This is a genomic window from Pseudobdellovibrionaceae bacterium (assembly GCA_023898385.1).
In the GTDB taxonomy this organism is placed as follows: Bacteria; Bdellovibrionota; Bdellovibrionia; order Bdellovibrionales; family UBA1609.
On sequence record CP060220.1, the window covers coordinates 2,669,241 to 2,683,279 of the forward strand.

Here is a 14,039-nt window from a genome sequence, read left to right on the forward strand (position 1 = left end):
TGCGGCCACTCGTGCCGTGCTGGCGCCCCACACTTTCCCCGCTGGCCTCTGTTCACTCTCGAAGGCGGGCGAACTACACTTTTATTGTAACAATTTTTTTCATTGCAACTCCACCAATAACTTGGAGAGCTAACATAATAAAGAGAGCAACCCATCCTAAAGGCTTAGTGAACAAGGGCATCACGTAAGCAGGATCAATTGCAAGAAATACAACTAACAATAGAAACGGGACTAAAGTAATAATAATTCCTTGTGTGACACCTTGAGCTGTCATGGCTTCGATTTTCTTTTCAACTTTTTGTCGCTCACGAACCGTGGTGTTAATGGTTTGAAAAGTTTCGGCGAGATTTCCGCCTGTTTCTTTAAGAATAATTACAGAAGTCACAAACATTTGCACATCTTGCCGGGGGATCCGGTCAGCCATTTCTACCAATGCTTCTTCAAGGGACATCCCCAGGCGAATTTTGTTCAGAACAAGTTTGAATTCTTGAGACAGGGGCCCTGAGAGATTGCCAACCACTCGCTCCATAGACTGAGTGATGCTTAAACCTGCACTCACACCGTTGGCCATAATGGTCATGCCATCCACCATTTGGTCGACCAGTCGATTGCATCGTTTTTGCCAAAGGTTATTGAGGTATGTTTTTGGAAGCTGGAGGCCCAGTAAAGTAATGGCGACAGCAAATATTAAGCCGGGCACAACATTGGGCCAAAGCAGTAGAAAAACCACCAGTCCCAGGCCAAACGAAAGCAGCAAAACTGTGATGGTGATTTTCTTTTTATCCACGTCGAGCATCATTCGATCCATAAGCTCCGTGATTTCTTCTCGCGTGCCGATGGTTCTCTTGTAGAAGAATCCTATAATCCGATCCGAGTAAAGATAGGATAAGATAAATACAACTATGGCAAAAGCCGGAATGACAAAAAACTCTTCGCTGAATAATGCGGTCACTTTTCGCCTCCGCTAGTGCCGTCGCCGGAGGCTTTTTTAAGAGGCTGAGGGCGAGGGCTAGAAGTGGTTGCGGTTTGTGTTCGTGGCCGCACAGGTGTGGGGCCAGCTTTTGAGCCCGCCGCTGGAGAATTAGGGTCACTGGCCCCGCCGTTTGATGTGAATAAGTCTCGAGGGACCATTATGCCTCGTTGCTCAAATTTTTCAATAAAGGTGGGAATACGTCCCATGGCCTGAAACTGCCCAACCACTTTTCGATTTTTATCAAAACCGGTTTCTTTAAATCGGAAGATCTCTTGCATGGTGACGGCCTCACCCTGCATGCCAACGATTTCCGTGATGCTGCTGATTTTACGGGAGCCGTCACTGAAACGCGTGATTTGTACGATAAGATTGACGGCACTAGCAATTTGCTCTCGAATGGCTCGAGCCGGGAGGTCCATTCCAGCCATTAAACAAAGTGTTTCAAGGCGCGAAATCGCTTCACGAGGGTTGTTAGAGTGAACTGTGGTCATTGATCCATCGTGGCCTGTATTCATCGCAGCTAGCATATCAAGGGCCGCACCATCGCGAGTTTCTCCCACCACGATGCGATCGGGACGCATTCGGAGAGAGTTTCTAATAAGGTCGCGAATTGAAATTTCTCCGGCCCCTTCCATGTTGGCTGGTCGGGTTTCTAGGCGAACCACGTGTTCTTGTTTCAACTGTAGTTCTGCGGCGTCTTCGACAGTGATGATTCGTTCATTGGTAGGTATAAATCCAGAAAGCACATTCAATAGGGTTGTTTTACCAGTACCTGTGCCGCCTGATATAATAATGTTCAAGCCTTGTTCCACGCAAATTCTCAAAAAATCAGCCATTCCTCGCGTCATTGATTTGAAACGATCTGTATAGTCCAAAATAGTTACCCGTTCAGATGGAAATTTTCGAATGGTAACGGCAGGTCCATCGATGGCCAGAGGTTCAATCACCGCATTCACTCGGCTTCCATCGGCCAGGCGAGCATCGACATAAGGAGTTTTCTCATCGATACGCCGACCTAAAGGAGTAACAATTCTCTCGATGACATTTTTAAGCTGCTGATTGGAAGTGAATGTCACGGGGCTTAATTGAATCTTACCACTTTTTTCAATGTAAATTTGTTTCGCGCCATTCACCATGATTTCTGTAACTCGAGCATCTTCCAGCAACTCTTCGAGCGGGCCAAGGCCCAAGGCTTCATCCAAAACTTGTTTGATCACCTGACCTCGCTCCTCGCGTGACAAGTGAGAGGCCATTCGGTCTGTGAGTTGCGACACCACACGTGTGGTTTTGTCACGCAGCTCTTTTTCTTTACTGGGGTCACCCTTGGAACTTGTAAGGTCTTTTTTTAGGTCCATTTCGCGAATGAGTTGATGGTGAATTTGCGCCTTTAATAGACTTGGGGCGTCCATTTCATTTTTTTGCCCTTTAGCCTGTGATCCCGATGGGGCGGTGCTGTCGAGAGCGGGCAGGTCTGAGGTGGATTGTGTGCCTCGAAGATTTTTTGGCCTAGAAGTGGTTTTTAATTTTTGTAACAAGCCGCCTGTCAGCCGGCGGGCGACATCGCGATACCCCTGCGCCATGGGGCTATTGGGGGTGGTTAACATAAAAGGAGCCGATCTTTGCAGCGAAGAGTACGCAGTGGCCTCATCGTTGGCAATGAGACCGATAATAGGGCGATTTAGACTTTGTGCAATTGAGTTGGGATTCAATGCATTTCTACCCATCTTATTGATCACCACTTGAACCATTTCGGCCGGCACGGTGGCGGTCACTAGGTCGTGTAGCATTTTTTTGGTTTGATTGACCACGAGAACTTCTGGAGTTGATACCAAGAGAATGACACTGGCATTTTCAATCGCGGCCATCTGCAAGTCCTGTAGGTCATTTCCGATATCGGCAATGATAAACTTAAAATGTTGGCTCACTGAATATAATTGTTTTTTAAACAACTCCGGGGATGCGGCAAGAGTTTGATCGGGAGTTTGCACGGCGCCCAGGTAAGACAATCCTGAGGAATGACCTGTTAGGAGCGAGCTGAGAGTTTGCGCCGTGAGGGAGGCCTTAAATTGAGTGAGGTCGTTCACGGTTTTGTTCGGTCTCACACCAAGAATGACGTTTTGGTCTCCACAGCTTCTTGCGTCGAGATCAATAAGTAACGTTTTCGACCGCATTTCTTGCATCAGAGTAATAGCAAGGTTAGCCGCAAAAACGCTTTTACCGACGCCACCTTTGCCGCCGGCCACTACAATGAGATGTGAGTTTTCGTGAATCGCCAAAACACCACTCCTTTGGTTACTCATCGGAATAGTGGAAAAAAATAATGAGTCTAAATTTTAGGCCGAGCCTTTAGTCGCGAATTCGAAACTTGCGCTTAATGCGGTCCGCACCGGCACTGGCCGAGCTCTTGATGATGGGAGTGACAAAGACCACAAACTGACTCTGGTTGCGGCGAAACGACTTAGAAGCATACAGTGAAAACAGCGGGTTGGCGCTGGTATTTTCAGGTAATCGGTTAAAGTCAGTGCCGCTTTCATTAGAAATCAATCCACCCACGGCTGCGCTCATACCACTTCGCACGACCACAGAGGTCTGAATTTCTCGACTATTAGTGAGGGGCCCCTTATTTGTAATACCAACTAAGCTTTTCACAGAAAAATTGAGGGCAAGGCTGACGCTGTCGGACCGAGATCCAATAATTGAAGGGGTCACTGTGGTGCGAATACCTGCATCTTCAAAACTTGTGGAGTTTTGTCCCTCAGAGGTCACTGTTTGGTACGGGATGCGTTGAACTGATTCGAGCTTTCCTTGTTTACCATCTTCTACAATTAGGCTTGAGCTTTGTAAAACGCGGGCGTGTCCGTGTTCTTTAGCCCAATTTAGCTTCGGAAGTAGATTTGAGATTGTACCAGTAATGCTAGAAACCACGCCGCCGGGTCCACGGTCTGTGAACTCAAGTTGGGTGTTATCGCCTATATCAGGAGTCCATTGAAAGCGAAAACCTTTGGTGTAGTCTTTTTTGAGCTCAACGTAATGCACGACAATTTGAATGATCTTATTGGGTGTCTGCTCGGGAGCCGGTTTTACCTGGATGAGATTTACAATGAGTTCACCACTTACTTGTTTAATCAGTTTATCCATTTCAGCCTGACGTACGACAACGTCAGGCATATACGTACGAGCAATCTTAAAGGCTCGCTCCACTTCTTCAGGGCTATTGGCCATACCTTCTAATAAAAATCGTCCGTTCACAGCCGAAACAGTGATCTCAGGATTACCAATTTTTCGTTCAATAAATTGTGCGATTTTATTTTGGGCAATCACGCTTAGAGTCACAAGAGACGCGGCCAGGTCACCATATTGTTTTACCACGCTATGGATGCGATCCATGTCTTTTGGCAATAAGACTTCGCCGTCAACGATGACCCGGTTATTGGCAATTTTAATTTTTACACCTTCAATTTCTGCAAGGAGCGCTCGAACTTCTCTGGCCACTTTTTGCAGATCCACCTTTTTCACATCCACCCGAATATCATAGATAACGGCGCCGGTGGTGGGATCTTTAATCAAGATGGTACCTACGCCGATCTTTTGGGGCACTAGCCGGAGGATTTTTCGGTTTGAATCAAACTGAAGTTTCAAAAGGTTTTTGTATGATCCGCCCTTGTTAAAACCGGCAGGGGCTAGGGGCACTCGAATATCACGATCAATGCCTACAAATAGAGAGACATACATCTTTTTTCGTTGGGCAGCTTCAGAAATAGTGGCCGGGCCGAACAAAAAGACCAAGCTCAACACGGCGAGGAGGGCCAATAGTGGTCCCCTGCGGGCATCGAGTGTGAAATAGTTTTTGCTCATCCAATTCGTCATTTCTTATCCAGTTATCCTATATATCTTTAAAAGGGCCCGATCGCCGAGTTTTCTTTTGTTGCGGCACAGGCTGCGGTGCCACTCGCGCCGGCTCTCGCACAGTTTCACGAACTTTTTGTGGGGCCACTTGTCCAAGTACAGTTTGCAAATCTGATGAAGGAATAGGGCGATCTGCGTGATCGCTGGGATGCCTAAGAGTTAAAAACAATGAACCTGGAGAGGTTGATAGTATGTAAATCAAATTCTGAGCTTGTACAGGTGAGGCTTCCACAGTGACCGAGTTAAACGAAAGATCATCTCGAATATTTCGAATATACTCATCTCGTCCTTGCTTTTCAAAAAGTCGGGGCAGTTCGTTGACCACGCGAACACCTGTGGCAAGAATAACCACATCTTGTAAAATAGTCTTTATTTCTCGGCGTTGGTTGGCACCCTTGCCGATATCAACGGCGGCCACCACGTCAACTCGGTCACCGGGCTTGATCAGTTTTGCGACGCCACGCATGTCATCAATTGGAATAGTGACGGCCCGTTTGGATGGGGCCACTTGCATGGCGAGTCCAGTAACGGGGCCTGGTTCCATAATTTTACTGCGCAAGATTTGTTCTCCAGCTTTAATGGGAGCCAATGCAACTAAACCAACAGCATCTTCGGGGTCGGCTAGATGTTCCGGCTCCAAGTAGCTCACGGGTTTACTCACAAGCTCCAACATGGAAACATCAATTGTTTGCATTTCATTGATATCAGCTTTTGCCACAACGACTTTTTTCTGAGCTCCAAATTTCTTTGTAAGTTCAGCACTTTTTTCTTGAGTGTAACTATAAAGAAGAAACACGGCAAAAATGGCGGAAAAAACCGATATCCATAATGTCCTCGTTTCGTTCTGATTCATACACTTACCCTTTTTTATTCACCACAATTTGCGGTGACACAAATGCCGTATCCCACCATCACCCACCCCGGGCTGACCTCGACAGCATTACCGCCATCTTTTCGGTAGGTTTCTTCAATTTCATAAATTCTTTCTGAATGATCTTTTGAAGTGCCCTTAATTTCTTTCTGAGAGCCTGGACCACGACCAAAGGCTAAGGGCCTCTCAGAGGCAAAAAAGTTTTGGTCATTACTTAGGTCGGCCTCCGACACCACAGCATGAAAGCGGTAACCTGTGGGTGCGTAGTTGAGCAGGTCACCCTGTCCTTGATCTCGAAAAAAGCTTACGTTGGTTCGATTTCGAAAGGTTTCAAAGGCGTAGGTTCGCGCCCCGATGGAATGCAAAATTGCGGTGTGAACAAAACCAAACAGACCAAGTCCATAGGTAATGAGAACAACGAAGACGACCACAAGAGGCAGGGCTTCAATAGTGGCAAGACCTTTTTGATTGTTGTGAACATGACAAGGGCGTTTAATCATTGTCAGCACCCGTTATCCGAAACAGGTTGATAACCCCGTCGGCTATATCGCCCGGCCTCTTTATAAGAGCCGCTGCCGATTTGTTGGATATGCTGCCAGCGCTGAGAATTAAAATAGTCACACTGTTTTTGCGTAACCTCCCGAGAAAGAAAGCTACCCACCTTAGTGGTAAAGCCGTCAGAATCATTGCTGTCGCCGGAGGTGGAGCCAAAAAACGGAATTTGAAAATCCAGGATGTGCGAGGTTAAAGTGATTTGGACGCCGTGAAACGCCTGTCTATCTGGCGGGCTGTGGTCTGTGTACTGCGAGGCTTCTTTTGCCGGTTCATCAATAATTTTTGCTTCTTTGCTAAGTGTGAACCACCCATTGTCTAGAACGCCGGAAAAAACACCATTGTTTCTGAGTTGGGCATACTTTCTTTGAGCATAGTCAAATTGGGACTCGTGATCCTTGTGAGAGCCCAAATAGCTTCGAGCTGTAGCAAAAGTCATATATTGAGCTATTTCTACTGTGGTGAGCGTGATTGCCAGTGAAAAAAGAATCACGGTTAAACCCAGTATCAGCGTCATGGCAAACAGGTAGTCAAGGGTGATAAAGCCCCGTTGTTTTTTGAGTTTAGAGGGTTTAAGAGTGGACCACTTCATTATGGTTTCACCGTTAAGTGTCTTGCATGTTGATTGGGGTGTTTATTGTAGCTGCGCGAGGGCGGCTCCCATACGCCATTTTCAATCATTCCAGAAAGAGCCAACCATGGGCCATTGACGAGTTGGGCAATCAATTGATTTTGGCGAAATGTTTGAGCAATAAAAAGCGTTAATCCAATGACTAAAACCATCATAAGTATAAGTTCAGTGGTCATTTGGCCCAGTTGATTTTTTTTGAGGGTCTTCATAGGCTGCCCCCGAACGGCCCAACTGCCAAATGCGTGAGCCACCCAAAAACCAAAGCCACGGTGAAGGGTATTTTGTGTAATGAAAGCTGTTTTCGGCTTTTATCAAAAGTGGCAATCTTGGCCGTGTTTTTTAAAAGTTGAATTAGGTCTTTTTGTAGAGTCACTCGAATTAAACCGAGAAGGGCGCCCCAAATAAAAGCATACATCAGTACCCACAAAACGGCTGTGGCATCCGTAGCGAGGGCAAAGGCGAAGATTAATTTTACATCACCGCCGCCGATCATGCGGGCTAGAAAAAGAGGTATGGTTAACCCGATAGCCACAGTCAGTGAAAGCAGGGCGGTTTGCAGGCCAGCCATCCCATTGAATAAACCGGCAGAGCCAATAGCAATAACAGCGGCCGACAGTGTCAGCCAGTTATGAACTTTTTTTGATCTGAGGTCATCCACCAGGCCCGCAATTAGAATCAGGCTCGGCAAAAGGTAAGACAAGACAGCGAGGCTCATCGTTGAACCTTCTCCCACCTGAGGCGCTGGCCATTGCGCAAAAAGCCGTGCCCCACGGAAATATTGCGTTCCATGCGCGCAGCTAAGCGGGGCGTGGCATTGCGAAAGGTTTCAATGGGTCCACTGTCACCAAAGAAAACCCCCAACATGATAAACGCATAAATAGATAATAAGAGTATAAACTCGGTACTCATAATAAGTGATTCCTGTAGGTATCAATACTTATTCGCCGAGTGAGACGCCGCCGATACCACCACTGAGTTCATCCACCTTCCCTTTGATGACGGTTTTAAGTTGCGGACCAAAAAAGATAACGATGCCAACAACTACAACTAAAAGCAGGATGTATTCCACCGCACCTTGGCCGGACTCATCATTCCAAAGTTGTTTTGCAAATTTTTTGAGATTCTTCATGACAATTCCCCTTTATTGTTTCCTTCTTTTCGGCCAGGTGCCGAAAAAAATTAATATTTACCCCTGAAAAATCACGCGCTGTGGGAATATGAAATCACGTTACAGATATTCGTTTTAACAACTTCAGTTTAACATAACTCATTGAAATAGAAGCACTATAAATTAATACCGTAAAAAACTTCGACAGTGATGGCTTTCTCCTTAAAGGACTTACGGCCTGGGTCCTGTAAAAATATTGGGCGCTTCGTTCTTCTCTTCTCATGAGGCTTTAAATTGGTTTTTCCACTGGGCAGGACCCATAAGGGGGGCATTGGTTTGCTGGCCAATATGTTAAGATAATTATTGAGAGCTCCGATGAGTGGTTTGTTCGGCTGCTGGCTCATAGATGGGAACATGGACGGGACACAGACTGGGCACAGACGAAGGCACAGAGACCAAGACGATTGGATGCGGATGCCTGCGTCTGCCTGGCGCTTTCGGCCGCATGTCGTCTTCGGATTGCGTCACTGGCGTGCCGCAACCCGGATACGCCATGCACGACGCGAACGGCAGACGCAGGCATCCGCATCCAATCGTCTTGGTCTCTGTGCCTTCGTCTGTGATCTGGGTTTTTCTTCTTTTTAGGAGATGGTGATTGGGTTTTCATAGGCGACATTTTAGACCATTGTCCTGCCAGGCTGGGCAGGGGGCGGTGGAGTACATTTTAATGTTGGTCATAGTGGTTTCCATCGTTATTGGTTTGATCTATCAATTTAATAAAGATTTTGAACGATATGCGAACGCCTTTTTCGGGGATTATCTCACTTGTTTGATTGCTATGGGAGAGTTGCCTTCCTTGGGTGGTGGAGGTGGCAGCGAATCGGCTTGCCTTGCTGAATTGCAGGCCTTTAATCAGGCGGGTCAGCAAATGGCTTCGCGTGGAGCGGGTGCTGGAAATAAATCTGGTGAAAACGCAGAGGGTGAAGAGGGTGACGGCGAGGGTGAAGAGGGTTCGGGTGGTGACTCTAAGGCCAACAAGCGAAGTGGTGGTGGTGCCACAGCTGGTGGTGGTGTACGCAGCCGTCGTCGGGGTAATCGTTTTCGCGCTGGAAATAAATGGAAAGATCAAGAGGTGGCCTCGCAGAAATCAGGTAAAGAAGAAAGTGCCACGGCCGGGTATGTAAATGTTAATTCTCCCACTTCGGGTGGTAATGCGGAGCCTTTACGTCAAAATCGCATGTTGATTTCTCGTGGTGGCGCCAGTGAAAAAGAAGAAAAAGAAGCCAAAAGAGCTAAGCCTTTGGTGAAAACAGAAGAAGCCAGAGGGCGAGGTCAACGAATCAAAATCAATAGAACACTCGCCAGTGACCAGAAAGATCTCGACGTGGAGGCTGAATTCACTCTGGGAGGTCTTGTGCGATTTTTGATCATCGTGGGGATACTCATTGCCTTGTTGATGTTTTTGGGTGGTCAAGCCCTTCAACTTTCTAAATCCATGGAATAGCAGGGAAAATTTTTTTGATGCTCGCCGACAAATGGCGCCACGCATCTTCAAAAGTTTTCAGAAGGACGTTAGTCGTTTATTTTTTGGCACGGGAAATATACAACTAAAATCTAATAGAAGCGTACTGATTTGGGGAAATCAGTTGGGTAGTGACGTCGTCGGCATAGGGGGGATAATGCTGGGGCCGCAGGTCGTAGAAATTTGCCGGCAAGGCAAAGTCAGCATTGATACAGCCAATGAACGGGTGGCTGTGATTTGGCGTTTTACTAAAACTCAAAGTCAACTCGTGGACAGGCTTATTGCTCAATTGGAGGCGGTTAATCACGACCAGCTGGATCGGGTCAACGAACTTGAGACAGAGATCAATGATCTTATTAATCGTTGGCACTCAAAAATACGTAAGTTGGGTGGTTGTCCCAAGGGTTTGTGGATGGCCGACTTCGACTCCGGAGATGGGTATTTCAGTTGGAAATTTCCGGAGCGTGAAATCCTCTATTGGCGGCCCTATGAAGACGGTTTCGCCGATCGAATGCCGGTCGAAAAGTGGTTGCGTCGCCGGAATCTCCAAGCCACAGCGTATGCGGCTTCGATTTTGCCGTAAAGTTTGCGCCTCTCTCATTTATCGCTTATAAGTTGGCCCTCACAAGGAGGGGCGTAAATGAGAGTAGCCCTCGCTCAAATGAATTCGACGTTAGGTGATTTTGCAGGCAACAGGGATAAGATGTTGTCGCTTTGTCACAAAGCGATTTTAGACGAATGCGATCTCATAGTATTTCCAGAAGCCAGTTTGTTTGGGTATCACCCGGTGGATCTTTTGGAGCGCCCGAGTATCGTTAAAGAACAGCTCAAAGAGCTGAAAGCCTTCCAGCAGAAAATGCCAAAAGGATTAGTGGCCCTCGTGGGGGCCATAACGATAAATCCGAAACAAGATGGTAAACCCTATTTCAACTCGGCTGTGCTAATGGAAAGAGGCAAGAAGCCGAAAGTTTTTGCCAAACAACTGTTGCCCACATACGACGTATTTGATGAAGGTCGGCACATTGAGCCGGGAGCACTAAAAAACAACATTTTTCGCTTTAAGGGTCACAAAGTTTTGGTGACTGTTTGTGAAGACATCTGGGCCTGGCCGCTCAAAAAGCATCACGGATCAAATTACGCAAAAAATCCAATTAAAGAAATGAGATCGCGGGACGTAGATCTTGTCATTAACCTTAGTGCCTCGCCGTTTACGGATAAGAAGCTAAAATCAAGACGATTTGTGACAAAGAAAACGGCAGAGCACCTGAAAGCACCGCTGATTTATGTAAATTTGGTGGGCGCACAGGATGAAATTATTTTTGATGGAGGCAGTTTTGTTACCGAGCCCAAGGGCGGGGTATCGTTGCAATTGCCCCGTTTTGAAGAAAGCTATGCTGTATACGATACAAAATTGAAGACTCAATCACACCTGCACAAGGTAGACTCCAATGTGAATGAACTTAGGCGCAAGGCCATCGTATTGGGAATCAAAGACTTTGCAGCAAAGGTGGGCCTACAAAAAGCACACCTCGGCCTTAGCGGTGGGATTGACTCGGCGGTAGTGGCCTGTTTAGCCGCCGAGGCTTTGGGCCCAGAAAATGTCACAGCAGTGGCAATGCCAGGCCCATATAGCACCGGTGAAAGCTTGCGTTTGGCAAAGGAGCTTGCCGACAATCTAAAGATGAAAATCTTTGAAGTGGGAATCGATCATTCATACAAGAACATTCTAGGAGATCTCAAGAATTGGATGCCCACAGATTCAATCACTGTGGCTCACGAGAACCTTCAGGCTCGACTTCGAATGGTGGTGTTGATGTCTTTTAGCAATGTGCACGGTAGCTTGTTGCTAAATACCAGTAACAAAAGTGAAATGGCTACGGGCTACTCGACGTTGTATGGGGATATGTCTGGTGGCTTATCGCCCATTGGTGATTTGCTAAAAACAGAAGTTTACGAGTTGGCACGGTATTACAATCAGTTGGGTTCTTTTATACCTGAATCGATCATATCGAGACCGCCATCAGCAGAGTTGCGACCCAACCAAACAGATCAGGATTCGCTTCCGCCTTATAGTGAACTAGACCCCGCAGTTGAAAAACTGGTGGAAAACTACCGATCACCGAAGTCGACTTTGGATCATCGCGTGTTGCAACTAATGATGAAAAGTGAATTCAAACGGTGGCAAGCACCGCCAATATTAAAAGTGTCCGATCATGCCTTTGGTCGGGGCCGACGTCTGCCGTTGGCCCATAAAGCCTGGTATTGATTCAATTACAAAAGGGCTAGTTGTTTAGGCTGAGGCTCTATTTGCGGAAATTTTAGCTCGGCCTTTCCGGTTAGCGCGATAAGATTTTCAAGGGGTGGCATGGCCCCGGGGCCACTTATTTTTTCTATGATTTTTAGGAAGAGTTGACCACAGTATGAGGCGTCTTCTTCGGCCCGGTGAAATTGGCCCGACGGAATCTTTAGATGCTGCACCAGTGTGCCTAACTTATAGTTCGGCAGCCCAGGAAACACCTTTTTGCTGATACTGTAGGTATCAATGATGGTCCCTTTGGGGGCTTTGGCTTCATACTTTTCAATGTCCGCAGTGAGAAACTGGTAATCAAACACAGCGTTGTGGGCAATGATTATTGAATTGTCACAAAATTCAGCAAACGGCTCAAGCAGGGTTTCTATTGTGGGTTTTCCCACAACCATGTCGTCAGTGATTCCGTTAACGGCAGAAGCGTCTTCTGGAATATGCATCTTTGGGTCTACCAACGTAGAAAACACAGCATCCACGCCACCCACATCAAAGCGGATAGCACCAATTTCTACAATTCGGTCGACGCCAGCCAAGGTGCCCGTAGTTTCCAAGTCAAAAGCTACAAATGTCATAGATTTTTTTTTACCGGACATCTATGCTTGGTTCAAGGATGAGTTTTTTGCCAACGATGACCTTTTTGCCCTGTGATAAGAGGGTATCTATAAAGCCTGGCCAAACCGTGCTCGATGTTGCGCTGAGTAATGGTGTGGAATTGGATCACTCCTGTGGTGGCATGGGAAGTTGTACCACCTGCCGTGTGTTTGTTGAATCACCACTGGAAAATTTGAGCGAAAGAACCGATTTGGAAAGGGAAAGAGCCGAAGAGCGTGGATTTCTAGAAAACGAACGGCTCGCCTGTCAACTTGAAGCCATGGATGAAATGGTGGTGCGCATCGATTAAAGGGTCTGCAAAAGGAGAACAGGCAACAAGAAGCCAGCGGTCTATTCTACATAAAATGGATTTGTGAATATCCACGGCACCCAGAGATTGTTATCTGGAAAAGGAAACAGAGGTCGAACCCTTACCTCCACCCTATAAGTGCCCGGGCTTTCTAGGGCATGTTCCCAAGTCGGATTTTTACTCGAAGCAATTCGTTCACCATTTCTAAAAAGTACTATCTCAAATGGCACAACAGGTTTGTCGGGCAGGCGAACAACCAACGCCATCGTTTTTTGAAAGTTAACTATGCTGCCAATGGGATACACATTTTCATTCTTGGCCTTGATCACAGCATTAAAACCTTTGGGATTGGCCAAAATATCCATGCTCATATAGAGCTGACCTTTTTCGATGGCCTGAACAATCTTCGCTCGATCATTTGCGGCATTTCCAGTGAGCTCAGATTTCAACAAAATGTGATTTTGAGCCATCCGAAAAATTGTTTCGTATTGAGGAAACTTAAGGTCATTGCCTAAAGATTGAATCCTCTGTTCAGCATCAGAACCCAAATATCCAGACATGTGCCGAGTTTTTGTAAGTCGATCCCAAATGGGAATTTCATTAAGTCCCGACCGTGAGAACAGTCGGGCAACAGCTAAATCAGAATGAAATGGATAGATCAATAGCGACCATAACAGAGAGCCTCTGGCGTGTTTCCACGTGTCTTGCCACACGCTTTTAAGATTCACAATTTCCATACCATCAAGACCGGGCGGATACGGGCCGGACCAAGCAAAACCGTCGATAGTTGGATGAGCTAACACAAAAAATCCCCGTTGAGCGCTTCTACTTTTTTGGCTCAACATATCAGCAAATAGAGCTTGAGATTGCCCAGGTCCAAGCAGGTGGTCGCGAGTGGTGGCATTAAGATTAAGCAGTCGCGAGTCTAAGTAGCTGTACTCACCATCTATAAAGACAAACAGTTTGTTGTGATACCCTTCAGCAGAGGTGTCGCGTTCAAACGCGTTAAAATCGGTAAGAAACAAAAAATCCAAGTCGGCTTCTTGGGCTGATTTAATAATATCGTCAACGCTTCCCGTGCCAGTGCTGGCATCGGAGTGCACATTAATGACTCCGCGGTAATCATAAAATCCAGGAGGGTCTGCGACCTCAAGCGAAGGTGCTATTATTCTAAAATCAGACTGACTGATAAAAAGCCCATAGACAACATAAGCCACGATGGCAAAAAAGAATGTGAAAATGATTTTTCTTCTGATCATCGTTTAAT

Annotated in this window: 16 protein-coding genes; 4 read left to right on the plus strand and 12 right to left on the minus strand. The window is 46.6% G+C overall.

The window, feature by feature from the left end; all coding sequences use genetic code 11:
- Positions 1-73: 73 nt before the first annotated feature.
- The 10 genes from H6626_12180 to H6626_12225 are packed head-to-tail and all read right to left on the minus strand — an operon-like array spanning position 74 to position 8,062.
- Positions 74-952, minus strand: coding sequence for a type II secretion system F family protein (locus H6626_12180; protein ID USN46945.1), 879 nt, complete (start codon positions 950-952; stop codon positions 74-76).
- Positions 949-3,273 (minus strand): Flp pilus assembly complex ATPase component TadA, encoded by a 2,325-nt coding sequence (gene tadA, locus H6626_12185; protein USN46946.1) that lies wholly within the window; start codon positions 3,271-3,273, stop codon positions 949-951. Before tadA ends, H6626_12180 begins: the two co-directional genes overlap by 4 nt.
- A 46-nt stretch (positions 3,274-3,319) precedes the next feature.
- Positions 3,320-4,840: a BON domain-containing protein gene (locus tag H6626_12190; protein USN46947.1), complete on the minus strand. Its 1,521-nt coding sequence runs from the start codon at positions 4,838-4,840 to the stop codon at positions 3,320-3,322.
- Between the two features lie 16 nt (positions 4,841-4,856).
- Positions 4,857-5,732 (minus strand): Flp pilus assembly protein CpaB, encoded by an 876-nt coding sequence (cpaB, locus tag H6626_12195; protein USN46948.1) that lies wholly within the window; start codon positions 5,730-5,732, stop codon positions 4,857-4,859.
- A gap of 14 nt (positions 5,733-5,746) precedes the next feature.
- Positions 5,747-6,250: a hypothetical protein gene (locus H6626_12200; GenBank protein ID USN46949.1), complete on the minus strand. Its 504-nt coding sequence runs from the start codon at positions 6,248-6,250 to the stop codon at positions 5,747-5,749.
- Between the two features lie 2 nt (positions 6,251-6,252).
- Positions 6,253-6,894, minus strand: a complete 642-nt coding sequence (locus tag H6626_12205; protein USN46950.1) for a hypothetical protein — start codon at positions 6,892-6,894, stop codon at positions 6,253-6,255.
- On the minus strand, positions 6,894-7,142 hold the full coding sequence (locus tag H6626_12210) for a hypothetical protein (GenBank protein USN46951.1): 249 nt from the start codon (positions 7,140-7,142) through the stop codon (positions 6,894-6,896). Before H6626_12210 ends, H6626_12205 begins: the two co-directional genes overlap by 1 nt.
- Positions 7,139-7,648: a prepilin peptidase gene (locus H6626_12215; GenBank protein USN46952.1), complete on the minus strand. Its 510-nt coding sequence runs from the start codon at positions 7,646-7,648 to the stop codon at positions 7,139-7,141. Before H6626_12215 ends, H6626_12210 begins: the two co-directional genes overlap by 4 nt.
- Positions 7,645-7,842: a hypothetical protein gene (locus tag H6626_12220; protein ID USN46953.1), complete on the minus strand. Its 198-nt coding sequence runs from the start codon at positions 7,840-7,842 to the stop codon at positions 7,645-7,647. The genes H6626_12215 and H6626_12220 overlap by 4 nt, the downstream gene beginning before the upstream one ends.
- Positions 7,843-7,870: 28 nt before the next feature.
- Positions 7,871-8,062, minus strand: a complete 192-nt coding sequence (locus H6626_12225) for a hypothetical protein (protein ID USN46954.1) — start codon at positions 8,060-8,062, stop codon at positions 7,871-7,873.
- A gap of 691 nt (positions 8,063-8,753) precedes the next feature.
- On the opposite strand from H6626_12225, the gene H6626_12230 reads away from it, so the two are divergent.
- The 3 genes from H6626_12230 (at position 8,754) to H6626_12240 (ending at position 11,829) form a co-directional block, all read left to right on the plus strand.
- The gene (locus tag H6626_12230) at positions 8,754-9,545 is read left to right on the plus strand and encodes a hypothetical protein (GenBank protein ID USN46955.1); all 792 of its coding nucleotides are present in this window, start codon (positions 8,754-8,756) and stop codon (positions 9,543-9,545) included.
- Positions 9,546-9,720: 175 nt separating this feature from the next.
- Complete coding sequence (locus H6626_12235; GenBank protein ID USN46956.1) at positions 9,721-10,146, plus strand: DUF2203 family protein; 426 nt, start codon at positions 9,721-9,723, stop codon at positions 10,144-10,146.
- 57 nt (positions 10,147-10,203) lie between these two features.
- On the plus strand, positions 10,204-11,829 hold the full coding sequence (locus H6626_12240) for an NAD+ synthase (GenBank protein USN46957.1): 1,626 nt from the start codon (positions 10,204-10,206) through the stop codon (positions 11,827-11,829).
- Positions 11,830-11,834: 5 nt separating this feature from the next.
- On the opposite strand, the gene H6626_12245 is transcribed toward H6626_12240, so the two are convergent.
- Complete coding sequence (locus H6626_12245) at positions 11,835-12,443, minus strand: 3'-5' exonuclease (GenBank protein USN46958.1); 609 nt, start codon at positions 12,441-12,443, stop codon at positions 11,835-11,837.
- Positions 12,444-12,499: 56 nt separating this feature from the next.
- On the opposite strand from H6626_12245, the gene H6626_12250 reads away from it, so the two are divergent.
- Complete coding sequence (locus H6626_12250) at positions 12,500-12,772, plus strand: (2Fe-2S)-binding protein (GenBank protein ID USN49026.1); 273 nt, start codon at positions 12,500-12,502, stop codon at positions 12,770-12,772.
- Between the two features lie 41 nt (positions 12,773-12,813).
- On the opposite strand, the gene H6626_12255 is transcribed toward H6626_12250, so the two are convergent.
- On the minus strand, positions 12,814-14,031 hold the full coding sequence (locus tag H6626_12255) for a hypothetical protein (GenBank protein USN46959.1): 1,218 nt from the start codon (positions 14,029-14,031) through the stop codon (positions 12,814-12,816).
- Positions 14,032-14,039: the final 8 nt, after the last annotated feature.